Origin of the sequence: Nocardia alni (assembly GCF_019038435.1) — a bacterium.
GTDB lineage: Bacteria > Actinomycetota > Actinomycetes > Mycobacteriales > Mycobacteriaceae > Nocardia > Nocardia alni.
The window spans coordinates 38519-60951 of sequence record NZ_JAGPOX010000006.1 but is presented as its reverse complement, the minus strand read 5'-3'; the positions used below and the strand labels follow the sequence as shown (position 1 = coordinate 60951).

Sequence of the window (22433 nt, the reverse complement as noted above, 5' to 3'; positions counted from 1 at the left end):
GAAGATCGACACCGCGCCTCGCCTGTTCACCAGAGGAAATACGGGCATGGTCGTTGCCGACATCGACGAGTCGCGCCGCGCCGATGATGAATCCGGACCGGTCGGAGGGCAAGGAACGCTTGTGACCAAGCAGGCGGCGACGCAGTGCGAACTCGACGATCTGCTCGAAGATACGATTCTCGATCCTACTGTGGCTGCTATGGCGCAGGCTATCGCACACAGGCTGACCGTAGGCCGCAGACCTCGCCCCTCGGGAACGCAGCGAAATGCGGGTATTCCGAGCCCGATGCCGTACTCGTACCGCTCCGACGACATAGATCTCGAAAGAACTCTGGAGAATATGGCCGGACGGCCTCATCTCGAGGACACGGACATCGTCGTCAGAGAAAGGACACGCTCACGGCAGGCCGCAGTGCTCATCGCCGACGTGTCGGGTTCCATGCGTGGTGAAAAGGTGCGGATCGCGGCAGCGACGATCGCCGCACTCTCTGCCGACCTATCGACCGCAGGTGACCAACTCGGAATTGTGGCCTTCTGGTCGGATGCCGCGGTGATCAAGCCGTTGATCGGTTCTGCCACCTCGGCCGAGCTCTTGGAGTTGCTACTACGAATCCCGGCGCGCGGGCTGACCAATGTCGGATTCGGATTATCGGTGGGGCATACAGAGCTGAACCGTTCCGGGGTACACCGGCGCACCGCCATTCTGCTCACCGATGCCGTACACAACGCCGGTCCTGATCCGCGGGAACTGGCCCGCCGTTTCGGTGCGCTGCATGTACTGCTCGAGATGGACGGTGAGCATGACCTTCCGCTCGGTCGCGACCTGGCTCGGCTCGGGCACGGCACCCTCTCTCCGATACGAACCCACCGCGATGTCGCACCAGCTTTGAACAAGATTTTCGGTCGCTGATGTTCCACCTCCCACCGTGCTCGACCGACGATCGCACCGAAAAGGGCGGCGTCGGTGGCCTGGTCGACAGGAACGTTCGGATCCGGCGGCGCACTCACGCCCAGTTCGGGTTGTTATCGTGTCCAGTGCCGCGTGTAGCCAGAACATCGTGGTGGACGGGCTGACTGCCTTCCGGGGCCGGATCGAGAGGATGGTACATCGTCAGATGAGCAACGAACTCGCAGGCACAGTGGGCCTGGTGACAGGCGCCTCGAGCGGCATCGGTGCGGCTACCGCTCGCCGGCTTGCGGCTGACGGCGCCGCGGTCGCGCTCGTCGCGCGCCGGAAGGAGCGTCTCGAGGAGTTGGCGCAGACCATCCGAGCCGACGGCGGCACGGCCCTGGTGGTGCCGGCGGATGTGACTCAGCGAGACGAGGCGCTCGGAGCTGTGGCGGCCGCGGTCGAGGAGTTCGGCCGCCTCGACACCCTCGTCAACGCGGCGGGTGTCATGTTCAACGCACCGTCGCTCGACATTCCCCTGGATGACTGGGAAATGATGGTGGACCTCAACCTCAAGGGCGTCCTCTATCTGGTCAAGGGAGCACTCCCGCACCTTCTTGCCGCCGCGGAGACCGAGCCGCGCCGAGTCGCGGACGTGGTCAACATCAGCTCGATCGCGGGGCGCTTCGCTCGCGCCACCGTGGCGGGGTACAACGCCACCAAGTTCGGGGTGAGCGCCGCGACCGAGGCGTGGAGGCAGGAGTTCACCAAGCGCGGTGTCAGGTTCTCCGTCATCGAGCCAGGGGCTACCGCGACGGAGCTGTTCGTCCAGCGCGACTACATGGCGGACTACGCCAGCGCGCTGCTCAGCGATCTCGAGCAGCTGCGCACCGAGGACATCGCCGACGCGATCGCGTACATCGTGGAGAACCCCCGCCGCATCGCCGTGGCGGAGATCGTGCTGAGACCCATCGACCAGGCGTGACCCGTCCGTCCCCGCGGCGGGACCGAGAGGAGCCGTGGCCCCTTCGGTGGACGGGGACAGCGCGACGATGGCGCGACATCATTTCTCTCTCGAGTTCAGCGGTCTTCATTGCGGATGGCCGCGACTGCGGCCACATCGCCGGCACTTCGAAGCAGGTGGACCGGGTCCGCGATCAGCGCTGTCAGCTGTTCCGCGTCCTCGAAGGCGCTGTTCGAGGGCGCCGACGCGATGCGATCGGTCAACCGCTCCACTTCGATGTGCAGTTCCATGCCGGCTTCGGTGATCGCTCCGTCTTCCCGGACGACCCCGCGTTCACAGAGCCGGGCGAGCGCTGCCCGCCGGTCGGCGACCGGCCACTCCCGGTCGGTGGGGACGGCAGGATCAGGCGGGGTCTCGGTGTCCACACGGAGACCCATCTGGCGGAACGCCTGATGGCATTCGCATCCGCCTTCGGTCGCGGCCGCCATCAGGAGGTGACACTCGCAGGGGTCGATGTCATTGGCCACCAGGGCGGCGATATGCGAGTCGCCGCGGTACTCGCGCAGCAGAGTGAAGGCATGCCAGATCGTCAGGTGCGGATCAGACGCGTCGGGCCAGGGCAGCGACGCGTACCCGGCAGAGAGCGGGCGGCCGCCGACGGCCTCGCACCTGGCATCCGCCGCGCGCCGCAGAAGGTCGGCGGCCTGCTGTGCGTCGGCCGATCCTACCCAGTCGCCCAGCTGAGCGCGGAACACGTCGTCCGCGATAGAACGGAGGGTTTCGAGCGTCTCGTCCGGAGTCGTCGTTTCCCACACAGCCGGGATGTAGCGGGCTACTTTGGCTGGATGAAATCCGTAGAATGCCGAGGCGACCACCTCGGCAGGGACGCGGCCGAGAGGCGCGGACCTGATGGCATAATACATTTTTGAGAAATCGTCCAGCCCGATATCTTTCCACCGTTTCGAGCCGGCCGGCGCGACCAGGGGCGCGAGCCAGAAGATATCTCCCATCCCGACGGCCACCATGGCAAAACGTCCGTCTGCGTATCCACTCACTGCTGTCTACTTTCCGTGTTGGCTGGTAACTCGGCCGAGGATGAGATCGGAGCCCTTTTCACCGATCATGATCGTCGGCGCGTTCGTGTTTCCGGAGACGATCTCCGGCATGATGGATGCGTCCACTACCCGCAGGCCGGCGACACCGTGGACTCGCAGTTCCGCGTCCACTACGCCCGTTTCCGGTGTGCCGATGCGGGCGGTGCAGGCCGGGTGGTACATGTGCTGGGTTTCCGCACGGATCCAGGCGGGAAGCTCGGCCGCGCTGACCCCCCGTCCGGGATTGAGGCGCTCGCCGATGACCTTTGTCAGCGGCCCGCGGGCCGTGATTTCGTCGACGAGGCCGATCGCGCGGATGACGGCTTCGATCTCCGACTGCTGGGAGAGCAGGTTGCTGACGATTCGGGGGGCATCGCCCGGGTCGGCCGATCGCAGGCGCACCGATCCGCGGGACGACGGCCCGTTATAGGACAAGCCGATCGTCATCCCGCTGTCGGCCGGCCGTCGCATTCCGTGTTCCCAGAAGAATCCCGGCACGAAGATGATCTGGAAGTCAGGCGAGGCGAGAGCGGGATCCGAGCGCCACAGGGCCGCGGACTCGGCCGCGTTGGACGACAGCTTTCCGGTCCCGTCGGCGAGCCACTGCTCCATGTAACGGGGATCGGCGGCATCGGCGATCGTGTCCGGGGAACTGGTCGCCCAGTGCAGCAGCGTCAGCGGGTGGTCCTGCAGGTTGGACCCGACGTGCGGGGAGTCGGCTTCCACCTCGATGCCGAATTCCCGCAGGTGGTCGGCCGACCCGATGCCGGACAGCATGAGCAGCTTCGGTGAGTTGTACGACCCCGCGCTCAGCACGACCTCCCGGTCGGCGAACGCGGTGTGAATCTGCCCCTGGTGCTCATATTCGACCCCGACCGCGCGACCTCCTTCGAGGACTATCTTGTGCGCGGTCGCCCCGGTGAGGAGTTCGACCTGCGGCCGCTCGAGAGCGGGGCGCAGAAAGGCGTCAGCGGCCGAGCAGCGCCCGCCGTTCTGCACGGTCACCTGGAACATCCCGGTCCCGGCCTGATCGGCTCCGTTGAAGTCCGCGTTCCGCTCGATTCCGGCCTCGACCGCGGACTCGATGAATGCCTCAGCGTGCGGCGATATCCAGCGCTGCGTGGTGACGTGCAGGCCGCCGGAATTTCCGTGGAACTTGTCCCGGATGTCCGCGTTGTTCTCCGAGCGGATGAAATAGGGGAGAACTTCGTCGTAGGACCAGCCGGTCGCGTTCCAGTCGCGAGCCCAGCCGTCGTAATCCTGCCGGGCGCCCCGCATGTATATGAGCGCGTTCATCGACGAGGACCCGCCGAGCATCTTCCCGCGCGGAAGGTAGAGCCTGCGCCCGAAGAGCCCGGGTTCGGGATCGCTGTTGTAGTTCCAGTCGTTCGGCCCCTGGAAGAGCCCCGAGAACAGCGCGGGGACCTTGACCATCAGATCGTCGTCGAGGCCGCCGGCCTCGAGGATCAGAATGCTGTTGCCGGCGGCGCTCAGGCGGTCGGCCAGGACGCATCCCGCCGAGCCTGCGCCGACAATCAGGAAATCAAAATGCTTCATCGCATCCTCTGATGTAATTCTTGATAATTGAATCTCATGAATGCCTGCGCTCTTATTTCGGAGCCGAGCCTTCAGATTAGGTGCCCGGCGAGCTGAAATCTCTCAACGTTTTGTACCTCAACGCGAGTGATGTGCACTACAGTCGAGCACAAAGTCGCGACATATGTCTCGCCTACCTGTGGCAAAACGTCCTGAAAGTCTCGACCGGATAGGCGCCGACGTCACGATCGCCGGGCACCACGTTGAAGACGCAAGGAGGCAGGCCCGCCGCAGCCACGGCCTCGCTCATTCGGATGCGAAGCTTTCGAGGCTTCCCCGCGCTGTTCGTGGCGCCAGCTGTCCGGGTCGTCGAAGGTATGCCGGGCAGCGGCGAGATCGACATCGACGGTAGACGCGGCCGCTCACCTGCTCGGTGGCGGGGGAGTTCACCGTGATGGTGTCGCTGGTCGCCGGGCTGCGCCACGCTCCAGCGATATAGGGCTCGCCGTATTGCGCAGTGCGACAAGGGAACTGGGCGCGAGAGTGCGCGATGTGATGCGACCCGCGGCAGAGCCGCGAATCAGCGAATCAGGTGTGGCGTTTCATGATGCTGTTCCAGTGATGTTCTGCCGGGGTGTGCCATTCGCGGCGTAGATTCAGGAGTCGGCCGGCGGCCTCTCGCCCGTGCCAGTGCGGAGTCAGCGAACTCGGTATATGTGGATCGGTGACGAGTAGCTGTTGCAGTTCTTGATCGAGTTGCAGGAGTGCGACGAAGTGATCGACGTCGGTGGCGGGCTTGAGCATCTCGAAGCGATCGACCAGGTCTGTGTAGTGCTGGTCGAGTCCGCCGAGATCCCATGCGCGCGTGACGATTTCCGCAACGGGAAGTCCGACGTTATCGGCCTCGCCGACGAACGACAGCGTGAAGTCGGTGAGACCGAGTTCGGTGATCGCCGAACTCGGTCTGCGGTGACGGGCGGGATGGGGGGACACCCATACCGAGGGTAGGGGGCTCCCGAAGCCGTCCCATCGAAGTGCGCGATAGAGGCGGTCGCGTACGGAGCGCATCTCGTTGGGGATCGTCACTATGACGATTCGCCATCGGCCATCCCAATCGGAGTGCGCGTCCGAGAGCTGTTCGACTCCGGACACTCCCTCTTCGACCAGCGCGATCCCTGATTCGGTCAGTGTCCAGCGAGTCGACCGCCCGGACTTCTCCTTCGCGATCCAGCCGGCGGAGGAGCAGCGAAGGATCGCCTGGCGAATGGCCGGCTCGGAGTATCCGATCCGGACCATTGCCTCGAGCATTGCGGCGGTCGGCACCGGAAGGCGTGCCGGATGAACGATATCGCCCAGAATATTGAGCAAGGTTGCCTGCGCGGTGCCGGGTGTAGGGCGGAGCGCGGGGGCCAGAGCACCGTTGCGGAGGCCGTCCTCCTGGGCTTGCGACACGCCGTACATCCTTTCACGCCTCGGCTCGGCTATTTACCGGTGAAGACCGGTTGCCGATGTTCGAGGAATGCGGCCCTGCCCTCTCGCCAGTCCGCCGTGGCGATCAGGGTCTGCTGGAGTGCGGCTTCGAGTTCGATGTGGTTGGCCATCTGGCTTCGTGACCAGGCGCGGACGGCTTGTTTGGTAGTGCCGTACGCCGCGGTCGGCCCCTGTGCGAGGCGTCGTGCCAACTCGTGAGTGTCCCGAGCGAGATCCTCGCTGACGCGGGACACCAGGTTGAGGTCGGCGCATCGCCGGGCGTCCAATTTTTCGGCGAGCATGAAGATTTCGACCGCCTTGGCGGGCCCTACCGTGGACGCCAGCAAGGCTGTGGCGCCGACGTCCGGCATCAATCCGATGGCGCTGAAACGAAACTGGAGATAAGCGGACGAAGTGTCGGCGATGGCGATGTCGCTCGCGAGTGCCAGGCACGCCCCCGCGCCGATAGCCGGTCCGTTGATCGCGGCGATGACGGGCTTCGGGGTATCGAGCATCGCGAGAAATCCCGGGTGAAAACGTCGCCGCAGTGTTCCGGTCAGGTCGTCGTGACCCGAGGGCAGGGTCGGGAACCCGGTGGCCAGGTCCGCGCCGGAGCAGAAGGCGGTCCCCACACCGGTCAGCACGATGCACCTGACCTCGTCGTTGTGCGACAGAGCCGTGAATGCGCGTTCGAGTCCTTTGCCCAGGGAGTCGTCCCACGCGTTGCGTCGTTCCGGTCGATTCATGGTTACGGTCGCGACGGAATCTTCGACCAAAACATTGACTGAGTCAGTATCTATGTATAAGTTCATGGCAGCACTGTAACCCACGTCACTCGGATGTACTACTCCCTTCGTTGGATGGGGCCGGTAGTCGGCGGGAGTGGCGGGTTGCGCCGTTTCTTTTCAAGGGGTGCGATGGACCCACGAATTCGGTTGCCAGAGAAGATGTTCCGGGCAACTTCTACGACGACGAATACCGCGGAACCGCGACCCGCGGCTTCCGTGGTGATGCTGCGTGATGGTGCGGCCGGCCTCGAGGTGCATCTGCTGATGCGTTCGCCGACAATGGATTTCGCAGGCGGTCGGCCGGTTTTTCCGGGCGGTCGCGTCGACGGGGGCGATGCCGAGCCGATCTCGGATTGGACCGGGCCCTCGCCCGAACAATGGGGCGAGGATCTCGGGATCGGGCCGGACAGCGCACGCGCGGTCGTGTGCGCCGCGGTGCGAGAGACATTTGAGGAGTCCGGCGTACTGCTCGCGTCGCCGACGAACGGTTCGCAGCTGCGCAACCTGGATTCCGATGACTGGCGCGAGGATCGCGAGTCGCTGTCCCAGCACCGGCTCGGCTTGGCGGAACTGTTGCGTCGGCGAGGTTTGACGCTGCGGTCCGATTGGCTCAAACCCTGGTCGGTCTGGATCACCCCCGAGTTCGAACCGCGTCGATTCCACACCTGGTTCCTGGTAGCCCGTTGCCCCGATGATCAAGTGACACTTGGAGTCTCGCGTGAATCGACCGCCGGCCTATGGATGAATGTCGAGCAGGCGATTCGTCAGGCCGACGACAAACGGCTGCCTCTGTTGCCGCCGCAGTACTGCACATGCCTCGAGCTCTATCGGTTCCGCGGCGTCGACCAGGTGCTCGACTCGGACCGCGTCGTGCCCACGATCCGGCCGCGGGCCGTCTGCGATGACGAGGGAATGTATCTGGCGCTGCCCGACGACCTGGTCGAACTCGGGCTGCGTGCGCAACTGCAGATGTATCCGGCGGCCGGGGAAGCGCGATGAATACCGCCGAACCGCCTACGACACTGCGGGTCTTTCGCGAGAACTCCCGCAGGTATCCGGATCGACCCCAGCTGATCTACTTCGACACCATCCTGACGGTGCGGCAGGTGGATGAACTCTCCGATGCGCTGGCGGCCGCGCTGGCGGCCGAGGGGGTCGGGCCGGGCGACCGGGTGGCCGCCTTCATGCAGAACATGCCGCACTACGTGCTCACGTTGCTGGCCGTCTGGAAGCTGGGCGCGATTCTCGTTCCGGTCAATCCGATGTTGCGCGCGGCCGAGCTCGAACACCATCTGAACGACTGCGGGGCAGTGGTTCTCGTCGCGCTGGACACGCTGTGGCGCGACGTGGCCCGCGACGTCGTGGCGGCCACTGCGGTTCGCCGGGTGATCACCGCCCGCGGCTGCGGTATGCAGACCAGGAACGACGAGCGGGTGCTGGCGGACCGGACCGTCGAACCGGCGACGGGGGTGCTGGAATTCGAGACGTTGCTGGCGCGGTACCGCGGCCGCGCGCCGCGACCACACGAGCCGTCTCCCGAAGACGTCGCGTTCCTGTGTTACACCTCGGGGACGACGGGAGCGCCCAAGGGCGCGATGTGCAGCCACCGCAATGTCATCTCCGTGGGCCGGGCCACCTGTGCGGTCACCGCTGTCGGGCCGCACAGCACGGTGCTCGCGCTGGCTCCGCTGTTCCACATCACGGGATTGATGGTGCAGTTGGTTCCGGCCCTGATTTCGTGCTGTCCGCTGGTGTTGAGCTTCCGGTTCCATCCCGGTGTGATGCTGGACAGCATCCGGGAACATAGGCCCACCTTTGCGGTCGGCCCGGTCACCGCGTATATCGGGCTGCTGCAGAACCCCGGATTCACCCTCTCGGACTTCGCTGCCTTCGACCGGGTGTACAGCGGCGGCGCGCCGATCTCGCCCGCCACGGCGCGGTCGTTCGAAGAACGGACCGGACAGCAGTTGCTCGGCGCCTACGGGATGACCGAAGCGACGGCGGCGACCCACTTGACGCCGAAGGGAATGCGGTCGCCGGTGGATCCGACCACCGGGGCGCTGGCGGTCGGCCTGCCGACCCCGGGCACCTCGGTGCGCATCGTCGACGACGACGGCAACGAACTGCCCGCGGGCACTGCCGGAGAGGTCGTGCTGTCGAGCCCGGGTGTGGTGAGCGGCTACTGGAATCGGCCCGATGCCACCGCGGCGACGATCCGTGACGGTCTGTTGTACTCGGGCGACATCGGCGTCGTCGACGAGGACGGCTGGTTGTTCCTGGTGGACCGGAAAAAGGATCTGATCAACTGTTCGGGCTTCAAGGTGTGGCCGCGCGAGGTCGAGGACGCACTGTACGAGCATCCGGCCGTCCTGGAGGCAGCGGTGGTGGGGGCGCCGGATCGGTATCGCGGCGAGACGGTGAAAGCCTTTGTCTCACTGAAGAAACCGGGGTCGGTCGACTCCGCGGAACTGGCTGCTTTCGTGCGAGAGCGACTCGCGGCGTACAAGCGGCCGAGCGAGATACAGATTCTCGGCAGTCTGCCCAAGACGTCGAGCGGCAAGATTCTGCGGCGCGCGCTGCGTGATTCGACCACGAGTCTGCCCACCGCGGCGCTCGACTGAGGACCTGGAAAGGGTTGTGTCCCATGGACTTCTCCTTCACCGACGAGCAAGAGATCTTTCGGCGGGAGATCCGGAGATTCGCCGAGAAACAGTTGGCTCCGCATTATCAGCGCGACGATGTCACCGGACGTATGACCCCGTCCATCTTCACGGATATGGCGGCGGTGGGCCTGTTCGGTCTGCGGGTGCCGGCGCGATTCGGCGGCGCGGGGGCCGACGCGGTCACGGTCGGCATCGCCGCGGAGGAGGTGGCCCGCTCGAATATCAACGCCGGCTACGCCTTGCTGTCCACGGCACTGGTCTGCGACATCTTCCTGTCGGCGGCGTCGGACGAGCAACTGGCCGCGTGGCTTGCGCCCATCGCGGACGGAAGCGTCATCCCCACCCTGGCGTTGACCGAACCGGGGCACGGTTCGGATGCCGCGAATATCGAACTCCAGGCGAAACCGACGGCGGACGGGTGGGAGATCTCCGGTGAGAAGACCTCGATCTCGCTGACCGAGGATGCCGACCACGCCGTCGTCTTCGCGCGCACCGGCGGACCCGGGGCACGCGGTGTGAGCGCGTTCTACGTTCCGCTGAATCACCCCGCCGTATCACGAACACGTCTGAACGATGTGGCCAACCGTGCCGCCGGGCGGTGCTCGCTGTTCTTCGACCGGCTGCCGGTCACGCCCGATCGGATGGTGGGTGATGAGGGCTCCGGATTCGTGTCCGTCATGCAGGGATTCGAGTATTCGCGGGCCATCATCGGCCTGCTGGCACTGGGGACCGCGAGTGCCGCATTGGACGACGCCATCCAATATGCCAAGGAGCGCAACACTTTCGGCGCCCCGATCAGCACGCGGCAGGGCGTCGCCTTTCCGCTCGTGGAACACCTCACCTACGTGGCCGGTGCTCGCCACCTGTGTTACGAAGCGCTGTGGCGCAAGGACCAGGGCCTCGACCATACGACCCAGGCGAGCATGGTGAAGTGGTGGGCGCCGAAGGCGGCAGTTGAAGCGATTCATCAATCGCTGCTCACCTACGGTCACGCGGCCTGGTCCGCGGACAACCCCCAGGCGCAGCGGATGCGTGACGCCATGGGATTCGAAATCGCCGACGGTACCGCACAGATCGCGAAGCTGGTGGTCGCGCGCTCGGTATTCGGACGCACATTCGCTCCCTGATTTCCGACGGCCAGCTGATGCAGCTGCTCCGCCGGGCCGTCGACGCGGCCCCGGATCGGATCGCGATCATCGACGGAACGCCCGGGGCCGGCCGGTCGTGTGCGGCTCGGCGGCTGAGCGATGCTGTCCGCCGCGGAGCTTTCGGCGATGCCGTAGACACTGGGCTGTCCTCGCGGATTCACGCTGCGCTGTGGGCAATACGCGAAGACGTCGCCATCGTCTCCTGACACGGACGCGACAGATGTCGCGCGCGAGACGCATCCCAGGACCCTTATGTGACATGGACCATAAGGCTTGACTGGAGCAATACGAATCGCTTGCGCGAAAGAGGCGAAGTCATATGCATACTCCCATTGCTGAGGCCGCTGCTCCGGCCACCCTTCTCGTCTCATCCAGCCCCGCCCGCACCTCGACGACATGGCCGAAGGTGCGCGACATCGGAGGGTTCTGTACGCGATCGGCCTCCCGGTCGACGGCATGGGGTTCACGGTGACCTACCGCGCGGTTCCCGAGGCGGGCCGCCGCGAGCGGGAGCTGGCCGCCTTCGCCAGGGCGGCGGCCCTCGTGGCCTGCGAGCCGCGGATCGAGGTCGTCCTCGACCGGTTGGCCGACGAGGTGCGCACGGCCTCCGGGATGGCGAACTGCGCGATTGTGCTGATGAACCAGGCGACCGGGCTCTGGCGCTACGCGGGCACCTCCGGGGTGGCGCCGGACTTCGTGGAGCGGATGGAGCGCTGCCGGCACAACGGTGCGGCCTTGCTGACCGTGCGGGCCTACGACAGCAGGCAGGTGCAGATCCGGTACGGGTGCCGGGCCGGGATCGCGGACGACCCGGCGTGGGCGCCCATGTACGACCTCGTCCCGGGCACGGAGTGGGACACCTACGTCGCGGTGCCACTGGTGGTTCAGGGAGAGGTCATCGGAGCGCTCGCGGGCTTCCACCCGGTCGGGTCCACGCCGGGGCCGGAGGACCTGCGCTTCCTCACCGCGATGGCGGACCAGGCCGCGGTCGCGGTGGAGACCTCGCGCCGGCTCGACCGACTGCGCATCCAGGCGGCGCGCGACGAGCGCCGCAGGCTGGCACGGGACATGCACGACTCGGTGACCCAGGCGCTCTACTCGCTGAACCTGCACGTCCAGGCCGCCGAGCTGCTGCTGCCCGCGGACAGCCCCGACCAGGTGAGATCCGCTCTCGCGGGGCTGCGCGGCCTGGCCGCGACCGCGCTCGACGAGATGCGTGCGCTGATCCTGCACCGGCGTCCGGAAGTGCTGCGCGAGGCCGGGCTGGTCGAGGCCGTGCGCGGGTACGCCGAGACGATGAGCGCCCCCGGGAGGCTGTCGGTCACTGTGGACTGCCCGGAGGAGCCCCTCACACTGGGCGAGCTGGTCGAGGAGGACCTGTTCCTGATCGTGTGCGAGGCCCTGCACAACGTGGCCAAGCACGCCGGCGCCGCCACCGCCGCCGTCGGGTTCCATCGGCTGCCGGGCACCCGGGACATCGTCGTGGAGGTCACCGACGACGGCCGCGGCTTCCGGCCCGGCCGCGGCGGCGGCGCGCGCCTGGGCATGACGACCATGGCGGAGCGCGCGCTCGCGCACGATGGTGAGCTGACCGTCCGGCCGGTGCGCTCGGGCGGCACCACGGTACGGGCCCGGATCCCGGACGTCCTGCCCGGTGGACCTGGCTGTGCCGATGGCCGGAAGCGGCTACATCATCCGTCGCGGCCCGACGAGACCGGTGACTCTGTCGGCACGGTCGCGTCGCTGTTTTACTCGATCACCGAATCCACCACTCGACGAGGAGAAGGGCCATGCAGCACAACAACATCGACCTCACCGGACGATCCGCCATCGTGACCGGCGGAGCCAGCGGCATCGGGCTGGCGGTCGTCCGCCGGCTGCTCGACTCCGGCGCCCGCGTGGCGGTCTGGGACGTCTCCGAGCGCTCGCTCGAGGCCATCCGGCCGGAGCTCCCGGCGGACCGGACGCACCTGGCCCGGCTCGACGTCACCGACTGGGCGGCCGTCGAGGCCGCCGCCGGAGCCGCCGCGGACGCCTTCGGCGGGCTCGACATCCTGGTCAACGGAGCGGGGATCGCGGACGGCACCAGCGTCGTGCAGGACTACCCGCTGGAGACCTGGCACCGCGAGCTCGCCGTCAACCTCACCGGGGTGTTCCACACGTGCCGGGCGGTCATTCCCCACCTGCTGGCGAACGGCTACGGCCGGATCGTCAACGTGTCGTCGATGACGGCGAAGGACGGCAGCCCGAACCAGGCAGGTTACGTCGCGTCGAAGGCCGGGGTGCTCGCGCTGACCAAGACCCTCGGCCGGGAGCTGGCCGAGTCCGGGGTCGTGGTCAACGCCGTGACCCCAACCCTGTTCGACACCCCGCTCTACCGGACGTGGGCGGAGAGCATGTCGCCCGAAGTGTCCGAGTGGGCCGCCTCCCGCATCCCCATGAAGCGGGTCGGCCGGCCGGACGAGGCCGCCGCGATGATCGCCTGGATGGTGTCGGAGGAGTGCTCGTTCACCACGGGCATGACCTTCGACCTGTCCGGCGGACGGGCTTCCTTCTGATGGCCGGGACGACCACGGTCCTGCTGGTCCGGCACGGGCGCACGCCGTCGAACGTCGCCCAGGCTCTGGACTCGGCTCCGCCCGGCGCCGGCCTGGACACGACCGGCCGGGCACAGGCCGAGGCGGTGGCCGCCGAACTCGCCACGACACCGCTCGACGCCGTGTACGCCAGCCGGGCCCGCCGGGCCCAAGAGACCGCCGCCGTCGCCGCCCCGCACGGGCTGCCCGTCGGCATCCTCGATGGGGCGCACGAGGTCCAGGTCGGCGATCTCGAGGGCTCGACCGACCCGGCGCACTGGGCCCGGCTGCACGGGCTGCTGGGGGACTGGATGCGCGGCGAGCGCGACGAACGGATGCCCGGCGGCGAGAGCGGTCGCGAGGTCGCCGTCCGCTTCCGCGCCGAGATCGAGCGGGTGGCGCAGGCGTCACCGGGCGGGCGGGTCGTCGTCGTGACGCACGGCGGCGCGATGCGGCTGCTCACTCTCGACCTCTGTCCCGAGGTCGACGGGTACTTCGCGGCCGCCCATCCCGTCCCCAACACCGGATCGATCGAGCTCCGATACGACCCGGGCGCCGGGTGGTCCTGCGCCCGCTGGACCGACCAGGGCCAGCCCGTGCCCGCCGGGCAGGCATGAGATCCACCCGACCGTCCCCGAAGGAGGAGACGTGACCCTCACCGGACATCCCGGCACCGACATCGGCGCCGCGGAGCTCGCCCTGCTGCGCGGCGTCGACGAGGCCCGCCGCATGCGACCCGACGACGGGTTCGCGGAGGAGATGCGCGCGCGGTTCCCGACCGAGCGCGAGTACGACGACATGCTGTCCCGCAAACTCGCCCACCGCCGGTCGGAGCGGCGCGGCCCGGTCGGCCTCGACGACCTCGCCGCCGACCTCGACCGCTTCCTGCGCCACACCCTCGACGGCGACTTCACCATCTCCGGGCAGCGCTGGCTCGCCGGTGGCGCGTCGAAGCTGCAGATGGCCTTCCGCTTGGACTGGGACGATCCCGAGCAGGGCCGCGTCACCAGCGACCTCGTGGTACGCATGGAGCCCCAGGAGGGGCTCAACGCGACCAGCAGGCGCCGGGAGTTCCAGCTGCTCCGCGCGCTCGCCGGGGTCGTCCCGGTGCCCCGCGTGTACTGGGTGGACCAGACCGGTGAGTGGTTCCCGGAGCCCGCCCTGGTGTACGCGTTCGCGGAGGGGGTGACCAAGCCCAGGACCGTCGAGCGGGGCCGGGCCACCGGCGTCGGGAACCCGTTCTACCCGGAGCTGCGCCGGGCGCTGGCGCCCCAGTTCGTCGAGCACCTGGCCCGGATCCACACCGCCGACCACACCGCGGCGGATCTGAGCGCGTTCGACGTGCCCGAGGTCGGGACCACGCAGAGCGCGCTCTGGCAGCTCAACCGGGCCCGCCGCGTATGGGAGGAGGACCGCGCGGAGGACCTGCCGGTCCTGGAGGTCGCGGCCTCGTGGCTGGAGCGCAACCTGCCCGTGCTGGACCGGGTGAGCCTGCTGCACGGCGACTATCGCGCGGGCAACTTCATGTTCGACGAGGACGAGCGCCGGATCACCGCGTGGCTCGACGTCGAGCGGGGTTATCTCGGCGATCGGCACCGCGACCTCGCCTGGATCACCATGCCGCACTTCGGGACCCACGACGACGAGGGGCGCCTGCTGGTCTCGGGCCTGGTGCCGCTCGACGAGTTCTACCCGGCCTACGAGGCCGCGTCCGGCCTGACCGTCGACCCGGACCGGCTGCGCTACTACCAGATCTTCAACGCCTACCAGCTCGTCGCGTCGAGCCTCGGCACCGCCCAACGGGTCGTCCGGCTCGGCCGCTCGCACCAGGACGTGCTGATCGCCTGGCTCGAGGGTGTCGTCTACTCGATCCTCGCCGAGCTGCGTACCTCGATCGGAGGCGATCTCTGATGTCCGGACCCGTACCGGTGCTCGACCACACTGTCCCTGCCCTGCGCGCCGCGGTCACGGCGATGAACGAGATCATCATCCCGGCGCTGGACCCGGATCACCCGCTGGCCAGGGAGCAGGCCACGATCGTGTCCGGCCTGCTCGCGATGCTGGCCGAACGGGTGCTGCACCTGCACGCCCGCGCGGACTTCGAGGCGGAGCACTTCCGGGATGTCGCCGTGGCCGTCGCGGACGACGCGGCCGAGGTCTCACCCTCCCTCGCCGAAGAGCTGGCCGCGCTGGTCGACGACAGGTCCGCGGTGACCACGTCCGCGCTGGAGGAGTCCGCTGCCCGGCTGGCCCAGGGCCTGACGGCCCTGGTGCGCACCGCCGGCCGCAGCGACACGTCCGCTGCCCGGCGGATCGAGGCCACCGTCCTGGACCGCTCCGGGGCGCTGCTCGACGCCCGCCGCGCGTGGTTCCTGCCTCAGGGGTGGGAGACCGATGCGGCCGCCGTGCCCGCCCTCGAGTCCGTTCTCAGCACTATCCACGCATCCCGACCCGAAGAGGAGACCCGATGATCACGGCCGCCGAGCTGGAGTACCAAGCCCCCGACGACGCCGACCACGACTGGGCCGAGACCTATTTCCTGCCGGTCCCGGTGCCCGAGGAGCACCTGCTCGCGCACGTCTACGTCGTCGTTCGTCCGAAGCTGGGCGTGATGAGCAACGACGTCTACGTGTTCGGGACCGTGTCGGACTCCCGCGCGGACCTGTTGCATTACAACGCCCGTCACCACCTGCCCGCCCCGGAGCGCTGGTCGAGGATCGACTCGCCCATGGGGCTGTCGGTGCACGCGGTCAACCCGCCGCGGGATTACCGCATCGACTACGTGGGACCGGACAACACAGAGATCCACGTGGACTGGAACGGCGTCATGGAGCCCTTCGACATCCACGACCCGCGGCTGAGCCCGCGGGCGGGGGCCACGGAGGCGGAACAGATCGCCAACTCCAGCTCGGGCGCGGCCTACAAGGGCCACTACGACATGACGGGGCGGATCACCGGCACGCTCACCGTGCGCGGCAAAACCTACGAGGTGAACTGCCTGGAGCGGATGGACCGCAGCTGGGGCCCCCGGCCCGAGGTCGTCCGGCCGATGAACACGATCAACGCCAACTTCGGCGACGACCTCTGCATCCACCTGCGCGGCTCGCGGGACAACGGCGAGCGCCGGCCGAACCCCGTCTCCCACGGGTACGTGCTGGACAAGGGCGAGTTCTTCGGCATCACCGAGGGCAGCTTCACCGCCGCCCGCTTCGGGACCGTCCTGCTCACCCTGGACGTGACCGTCACCGACACGCGCGGGAAAACCTACCGGATGCACGCCTCACCGGACGTCGGCGGGCCGTGGACGGCGTATGCGGGCAACGTGACCTGGAACAGCATGATGAAGTGGACCCTCGGCGACCGCGTCGGGTACGGCGTGGTCATGGACAACAACCGGATCGACGAGGCTGTGCGCGAGCGCGGCATGTGGCCGACGGACGGCCCGCGCACCCTGCGCGCCTGAGCGGCGACGATGCCCCCGGGGGGAGCTCCCCCCGGGGGCATCATCGTGTGCTGGTGTGTTGGGTCCCGCTGCCGGTGGCTTCGGCCACCTGGAACAGACTCGGCGCCGCTTCCTGCGCGTTCGCAACGTATTCCGCCGTCCTCCACGCTTCGATCACGCCGGCATCCTGCGCGGACTCGGCGGCTTGCGCGACTCGCGACACGTAGTCCTCGGGCGAGGAGTACATGGACGCCAACTGCGCGGAGGTCAACTCGGTCGTGCTACCGCCCAGGCCTATCGTCTCGGGACCGACCCCGCCCCCGTCGAATGCCGCGATGGGCACTTCTACGTCAGGCAGCCGCACTCCGCCTTTGGCATTGCCCAGTTCGTCTCGTGCGACCGCCCCCTCTGGTGTCAGCTCGATCAGATTCTGGGTCGGCGGCGCCTGCCCGTCCTCGATCCAATGTTTGACGTGCACCAATGCGGCGCCGAAGACGGGTCGCCAGTCGACGGTGCTCTGCACGATCGTCGAATCCACAAGGTCGCCAGGTGGATTCAGCGGTACTCCGAAATCACGCAGAGCGGCGCGCGCGATATCCGCCCATAGTGGTGCGGGTGCGTGTGATGCGCCGGCGACCTCCCAATATCTGAAGAGTTCGGTGTCAGGCTGCCGGGCCCTTGCGTACATGAGTACCTCACACTCGGTATTGACCTGCATGACAGGTACATCGAGGTCGTTTCGGAATGTGGTCGCCGTCCCGAGCAGTGTTTCCAGTTCAGCCGGACTCAACGTCGACACCAACTCAGGGTCCAGGATGGCGTTGTCGAAGCCGGCGCCTCTGCCCATGCCCACCGTGGCAAGAAACCCGTCGAATGCCCGTTCTATCGGTTGAATCGCATTGATGTAGGTCAGAAGCCGCCCAGCGGACTGTGACGCCCCGTTGCCGATGACATTCCTCACGGTGAGTCCGCCCAGCGGGTCAACGCCGGACACAGTGCGGCCGGGGCCCACGAGGCGGGCGACCTGCGTGAACATATCGTAGGAATAGGCATCCCCGGGATGGACGACATCGGCGTACCGCTCGGGATCCCATGCCTTCAACCCCGCCGGGCTCGAGGCCAGCCCGACGGCGCCGACATATTGCGTGGTGACGCCGACGAACGCGAAGCCGTCGTACAGCGTGGACGTCTCGGAGTTGACGAGGAGGTCGAAACCCGCAGTGACGTTGTTCCATTCGCACAGAACGGTGCCGTTGAAGCGAGCCGGGTCCGTGGGGCGTCGAACGATGATTCTGGTGGTGAACGGCGCTGTATCGACAGCTTCGACCTCCCAGAGACCGTCCGGCGTCAACGGCCGTGTCGGCCGGTATGCCTTGGCCGATCCCGAAACCGAATACTCTTCCTCGACGTAGCCGACCGAGGCCACGTCACGTGAGGTGCCGGTGATGAGATTGAGCGGGAATTCCGGTGTGCGCGAATGCGTTCCGGCGATACAGGCCGGATTCGGCCCGGTGGCCCCCTGTGCGGGGCCACCGGGCCGGCGAGCGATCAGGGTGCCTGATAGATCGACTTGAGGGTCTCGTACCCGGCCAGTCCTTCCGGGCCCATCTCGCGGCCGAGCCCACTCGCCTTCACGCCACCGAACGGCGATACCGGGTCGTTGACGTAGGAATTGATCCCGATCGAGCCGGTCCGGACCCGACGGGCCACGTCTGTGGCGTGCTCCGGGTCGGCGCTCCAGACCGATCCCCCGAGCCCGTACTCGCTGTCGTTCGCGATCCGCACCGCGTCATCCTCGTCGGTGTAGGGGATGACCGACAGCACCGGACCGAAGATCTCCTCCTGGGCGATCGTGTACCGGTTGTCCACATCCGCGAAGACCGTCGGCGAGACGAAGAACCCACGCTCGCGCCCCGCCGGCCGACCACCTCCGGTAGTGATCCGGGCGCCCTCGGCCTTGCCCTTGTCGATGTAGGACTCCACCCGATCCCGCTGGCGCGCGGACACCATCGGACCGATTTGAGTCGTGGGGTCGAGCGCGTCGCCCACGTTCAGGCTGCTCGCGAATGCCGTGATCGTCTCCACGATCTCGTCGTATCGCGAGCGCGGGGCCAGAATCCGCGTCCCCACGAAACAGGTCTGGCCATTGTTCAGCAAGGTCGCCCCGAAGAACGACTCGAGGCTGCCGGCCAGGTCGCAATCGGGTAGCACGATCGCGGCGGACTTGCCCCCCAGCTCGAGTGTCACCGGGCGCAGCAGGCGGCCGCATGTCTCGGCGATCGCCCGGCCGGCGGCCGTCGAACCGGTGAAGGCGATCTTGTCGACGCCCGGGTGCGCGACCAGATGGGCGCCAACTTCCCGACCGGCCGGGACGATGTTCATGACGCCGGGCGGCAGACCCGCCTCGGCGGCTGCCTCGGCCATCACGTAGGAGTCGAGGACTGTCTCCGGCGCCGGTTTCAGCACCATGGTGCAGCCGCTCGCCAGCGCGGGAGCAATCTTCAAAAAGGCCAGAGCCTGGGGAAAGTTCCACGGGACGATGGCGCCGACCACACCGATCGGCTCGCGGCGAACCACGGTGGTTCCACCGAACATCGCGTCCCGACGCTCCTCGGCGCCGCGCTCGCTGACGAGCTTGCCGTAGTAGCGCAACAGCAGCGGCGGGAAGACTGTCTCGAATGCCTGCGAGATCTGCAGCGGCATGCCGTTCTGGCTGCTCACGGCCTTCGAGATCGCCTCAGCCCTCGTCTCGAGTCCGGCTGCGAACCGTTCCAGGACAGCGGCGCGGTCGGCAGGGCTCCACCGCGACCAGCCGGTCGGGTCGTCGAACGCGGCGCGTGCCGCGTCCACCGCACGATCGACGTCGGCCTCGGATGCCTCGGGCACGGACCCGATGACCTCCTCGGTAGAAGGCGAGACGAGAGTGATCGTGGATGCGCCTCGAGGCGTGACCCACTCCCCGCCGATGTAGAGATGACGGTAATCTGACATGCTGCTCCAACCTCTCTTGTGGAACCGGCATCACGACATCACGGGCTTCGCCTGGGATCAGCGGCCGGTCGGTAGTTCTGTGAAAATGGATGAGGCCTACTGGCCGGATTCGATCCGGGGCGAACTCAGGCGGATGTCCTCATGCAGGAAATCACCGGTGACGGTGTCGAGCGGGAACGCTTCCATGGATGTGCCGACGCCCTGCTGTCCAGCCGAGGTGGTCCACCGGACCATCGCGTGACCCGTCGGAGTGCAGCCGTAGGGGACCCAGTTGTTGAACGCTGACGGCGTCCCGGTCAGCTCGTGCACCTCGCCCGTGCTGTCGGTGAGCGTGAGCTCGAGCCGCTCGGGGAACAGACCTCGGTGGCTGATGGTCAGCGAGCCGTCCGTGCCTCCCAGCAGCTTGCCGTCCTTGATGGCGTAGCCGTGCTTGAAGGAGTGCTGCTGCCCGTCCGGCTTCGACGGATCGAACCCCCAGATCGTCTGGACCACGTAGTCGTCGTCGAAGTGTGCGTTGACGTAACCCATCGGCCGCATCCCGCGCTCCGGCCGCGGCCCCCAGCTGTGGTCCTGTGTGGCCAGGCAGTTCACGTCGTACGACTTCCCGCGCACCTTCACCGTGCCCGTGATTCGGGTCGTAAGGTCGAAATGTCCGGCGTACGCCGTCCCGAAACCGCTGTGCTCGACCGCCTGCTGCTGGTCGGTTCGCGCCATCGGGTCGATGGACGGATCGTGGATGTCGTAAGGCTCATGGATGCCGTCGAGGTCGACGTGCAGCTCGGTGTCGTCGACCCCGACATAGTCCAGCCTGAAGCTGCGCGGGGAGTGGGACTCGAAGGAAATCCCGTTCGCCAGGGTGAACTTCCGCAGGTCGGCGGGGATACGCAGGTGGTTCTGGATGTCGACGTAGCGGGCGTCGAACATCTCACGTGAGCAACGGTCGATGAACTCGACATCGCACATCACCGCGCCCGAGCCCGCGCGGAACACCAGGTATACCCAGCCATAGAGGTTCGCCTCGGGCACATACATCCCGAGCCAGTAGGTCTCGCCCCATTCGTGATCGACATCGTCGGGAGTCTGGAACCGCAGGTTCTCTTCGGTAATCACGCCGATGCACCGTCTTTCGCCGGGAACTTACTCCGAAAGTCCGCCATCATCCGGTCGATCGGCTGGATGTCGGCCGAGCTGTCCTCGTAGCCGAACGAGCTGAAGAAGGACCGGTTACGAAGGGATTGCTCGTGCTCGGCGCGCAGGACGATCCGCGTCGTCCTGGCGACCGACTCGTCGGTCCCGTCCTCGCCTTCGGCCGCCACGAAATCCGCCACAGCAGTGCAGAGCGCCGTGTGAGCCTCACGGACGGCGGCAATGCCCACCGGCTCGCCCTTGTCCAGTAGCGCACGTATGCGGATCACGGCCTTCGTGGTCTGCGGGCCACCCTCGGCAGTCTCGATCACGTCCTGGGCGAGCCGGCGAGTGTATCTGTGCTCGAGGGTCTCGTACTCGTCGGAGAACTCCGACTGCGTTCTCAGCACCTGCAGGTGTCCGGCCAGCAACTGTGCCTGCTCGGCCGCGAATCCGCCCTTCTCGAGGGCCGGAACGATCGTGCCGGAAAGTGCGCTGAGCATGCTGGCGATCCGGATGTCGACAGAGACGATCACAGTGTTACCCCCTCGTCGGCGAGCATCGTGCACAGCCAGGTCGAGAACAGGTAGCCGCAGGGAGCCAGCCAGGACAGCATGGCGTCCTGGTGGTTGGCGCCGTCCCGGGCCGCCTTGACCGAGGTGGCGAGCGTAATCGCCATCGACTTGTAGGCGTTGTAGATCTCGTACCACTTCAGCGTGGCGGGATCGACCTTCCGGCCGGAGGCCGCCTCGTATGCCTCGATCAACTCCTGCTTTTCGAACAGTCCGCATACCAGGTCGCGCCCGTCCTGGTGAGTCGTGTAGAGGCGCTGCATCATCCAGCCGAGGTCCTCGTGGTAATCGCCGAGGTGGGCCCACTCCCAGTCCAGGATCGCGGTGATCTGGCCTGCCTGCTCGTCGAACAGGAAGTTTCCGGTGCGGTAGTCCCCGTGCACCATGACCGGCGACTCGCAGACCGGCAAGTTGCGGCGCAGCCACCGGTCGGTCAGCGCGATGATCGGGCTGGCCTGGACATGGTCGTCCCGCCAGACTCGCGACATCCAGTTGACCTGCCACAGGGCGGCCTCGGTCGTACCAGGTCGCGGAGCGTGAAAGCTCGGCAGTTCGAGGGCTCGCCAGTCGACGTTGTGCAGGCTCGCAAGCGCGCGAAGGTATTGGGGCGCCAGCTGCTCGCGCAGCTTCGCGGAGAACGAGGTACCCAGGCCCGTGACGTTCGGTCCGGTCACCTCGGCCGTGGGCTTGGTGACCCCGGACATGAAGTCCATGACCACGGCCGGCTGCCCGAAACGCGAGCCGTCCTCGTCCAGCCAGAGCGCGCATGGCGCCGGTACGGATCCGCTGTAGGCATTGAGCACCTCGTACTCGCGCCTGCGGTCGGTCTCGGCAGCGGTCTCGATCGGGTCCATGCGCAGAACGTGGCTGGTCCCGTCCAGGCTGAAAAGGAACTGCTCCTTGGAGGCGCCCCCGCCCATACGCTGCACCCCGCTCACCGTCTTTCCCGGCGCCTCATCCGAGAAGAACCTCCGCAGGGTCTGCTCGACGTCCGCCGTCGCCAGTGGCGTGTAGGCGTTTGCGGCGGCGATCTTCTCCGCCTTGCGGTCGAGAAGCGTCCGCACGCCGGGATCCATCACGTCCCGGTCGAGAGCATCCAGCGCCCCCACCACTGCTCCAGTCATCTCACCTGCTCCTTTGCTGGGTGATGCACAACACATTTGGTCAGGCCATAT

20 protein-coding genes are annotated in these 22433 nt (G+C 67.2%); 11 read left to right on the top strand and 9 right to left on the bottom strand.

The window, feature by feature from the left end; genetic code table 11:
• Positions 1–121: 121 nt before the first annotated feature.
• Positions 122–910 (top strand): vWA domain-containing protein, encoded by a 789-nt coding sequence (locus tag JZ791_RS04365; protein WP_216892834.1) that lies wholly within the window; start codon positions 122–124, stop codon positions 908–910.
• Between the two features lie 205 nt (positions 911–1115).
• Entirely contained in the window at positions 1116–1874 is a 759-nt protein-coding gene (locus tag JZ791_RS04360) for an SDR family NAD(P)-dependent oxidoreductase (RefSeq protein WP_216892833.1), read from the top strand.
• A 95-nt stretch (positions 1875–1969) separates the two neighbouring features.
• Here the strand turns inward: JZ791_RS04360 and JZ791_RS04355 are convergent, their stop codons facing one another.
• The 4 genes from JZ791_RS04355 to JZ791_RS04340 form a co-directional block, all read right to left on the bottom strand.
• Positions 1970–2908: an SCO6745 family protein gene (locus JZ791_RS04355; RefSeq protein ID WP_216892832.1), complete on the bottom strand. Its 939-nt coding sequence runs from the start codon at positions 2906–2908 to the stop codon at positions 1970–1972.
• A gap of 6 nt (positions 2909–2914) precedes the next feature.
• The gene (locus tag JZ791_RS04350; RefSeq protein ID WP_216892831.1) at positions 2915–4504 is read right to left on the bottom strand and encodes a GMC family oxidoreductase; all 1590 of its coding nucleotides are present in this window, start codon (positions 4502–4504) and stop codon (positions 2915–2917) included.
• 567 nt (positions 4505–5071) lie between these two features.
• Positions 5072–5935, bottom strand: coding sequence for a PaaX family transcriptional regulator (locus JZ791_RS04345; protein WP_216892830.1), 864 nt, complete (start codon positions 5933–5935; stop codon positions 5072–5074).
• 29 nt (positions 5936–5964) lie between these two features.
• Positions 5965–6765: an enoyl-CoA hydratase/isomerase family protein gene (locus JZ791_RS04340; RefSeq protein ID WP_256461804.1), complete on the bottom strand. Its 801-nt coding sequence runs from the start codon at positions 6763–6765 to the stop codon at positions 5965–5967.
• A gap of 48 nt (positions 6766–6813) precedes the next feature.
• Here JZ791_RS04340 and JZ791_RS04335 point away from each other — a divergent pair, with 48 nt between their 5' ends.
• The 9 genes from JZ791_RS04335 to JZ791_RS04295 all read left to right on the top strand — a co-directional run bounded on the left by JZ791_RS04335 (position 6814) and on the right by JZ791_RS04295 (position 16591).
• Positions 6814–7740: an NUDIX hydrolase gene (locus JZ791_RS04335; RefSeq protein WP_216892828.1), complete on the top strand. Its 927-nt coding sequence runs from the start codon at positions 6814–6816 to the stop codon at positions 7738–7740.
• The gene (locus JZ791_RS04330; RefSeq protein ID WP_216892827.1) at positions 7737–9362 is read left to right on the top strand and encodes an AMP-binding protein; all 1626 of its coding nucleotides are present in this window, start codon (positions 7737–7739) and stop codon (positions 9360–9362) included. Before JZ791_RS04335 ends, JZ791_RS04330 begins: the two co-directional genes overlap by 4 nt.
• Positions 9363–9385: 23 nt before the next feature.
• Entirely contained in the window at positions 9386–10531 is a 1146-nt protein-coding gene (locus JZ791_RS04325) for an acyl-CoA dehydrogenase family protein (RefSeq protein ID WP_216892826.1), read from the top strand.
• Between the two features lie 477 nt (positions 10532–11008).
• Positions 11009–12388, top strand: a complete 1380-nt coding sequence (locus tag JZ791_RS04320) for a GAF domain-containing sensor histidine kinase (protein WP_216892825.1) — start codon at positions 11009–11011, stop codon at positions 12386–12388.
• Complete coding sequence (locus tag JZ791_RS04315; RefSeq protein WP_216892824.1) at positions 12343–13110, top strand: SDR family NAD(P)-dependent oxidoreductase; 768 nt, start codon at positions 12343–12345, stop codon at positions 13108–13110. The genes JZ791_RS04320 and JZ791_RS04315 overlap by 46 nt, the downstream gene beginning before the upstream one ends.
• On the top strand, positions 13110–13745 hold the full coding sequence (locus JZ791_RS04310) for a histidine phosphatase family protein (RefSeq protein WP_216892823.1): 636 nt from the start codon (positions 13110–13112) through the stop codon (positions 13743–13745). The genes JZ791_RS04315 and JZ791_RS04310 overlap by 1 nt, the downstream gene beginning before the upstream one ends.
• Positions 13746–13776: 31 nt before the next feature.
• Positions 13777–15039 (top strand): phosphotransferase family protein, encoded by a 1263-nt coding sequence (locus JZ791_RS04305; protein WP_216892822.1) that lies wholly within the window; start codon positions 13777–13779, stop codon positions 15037–15039.
• Entirely contained in the window at positions 15039–15599 is a 561-nt protein-coding gene (locus JZ791_RS04300) for a hypothetical protein (RefSeq protein ID WP_216892821.1), read from the top strand. Before JZ791_RS04305 ends, JZ791_RS04300 begins: the two co-directional genes overlap by 1 nt.
• Entirely contained in the window at positions 15596–16591 is a 996-nt protein-coding gene (locus JZ791_RS04295) for a DUF7064 domain-containing protein (protein ID WP_216892820.1), read from the top strand. The genes JZ791_RS04300 and JZ791_RS04295 overlap by 4 nt, the downstream gene beginning before the upstream one ends.
• Positions 16592–16631: 40 nt before the next feature.
• Here the strand turns inward: JZ791_RS04295 and JZ791_RS04290 are convergent, their stop codons facing one another.
• From JZ791_RS04290 to JZ791_RS04270, 5 genes are all read right to left on the bottom strand, one after another.
• Positions 16632–18017, bottom strand: a complete 1386-nt coding sequence (locus tag JZ791_RS04290) for an alpha/beta hydrolase domain-containing protein (RefSeq protein ID WP_308162772.1) — start codon at positions 18015–18017, stop codon at positions 16632–16634.
• 101 nt (positions 18018–18118) lie between these two features.
• Positions 18119–19561, bottom strand: coding sequence for an aldehyde dehydrogenase (locus tag JZ791_RS04285; RefSeq protein WP_216892818.1), 1443 nt, complete (start codon positions 19559–19561; stop codon positions 18119–18121).
• Between the two features lie 96 nt (positions 19562–19657).
• Positions 19658–20671, bottom strand: coding sequence for a DUF7064 domain-containing protein (locus JZ791_RS04280; protein WP_216892817.1), 1014 nt, complete (start codon positions 20669–20671; stop codon positions 19658–19660).
• Positions 20668–21222 (bottom strand): hypothetical protein, encoded by a 555-nt coding sequence (locus tag JZ791_RS04275; RefSeq protein ID WP_216892816.1) that lies wholly within the window; start codon positions 21220–21222, stop codon positions 20668–20670. Before JZ791_RS04275 ends, JZ791_RS04280 begins: the two co-directional genes overlap by 4 nt.
• Complete coding sequence (locus tag JZ791_RS04270) at positions 21219–22382, bottom strand: phosphotransferase family protein (protein ID WP_216892815.1); 1164 nt, start codon at positions 22380–22382, stop codon at positions 21219–21221. Before JZ791_RS04270 ends, JZ791_RS04275 begins: the two co-directional genes overlap by 4 nt.
• Between the last annotated feature and the right edge of the window lie 51 nt (positions 22383–22433).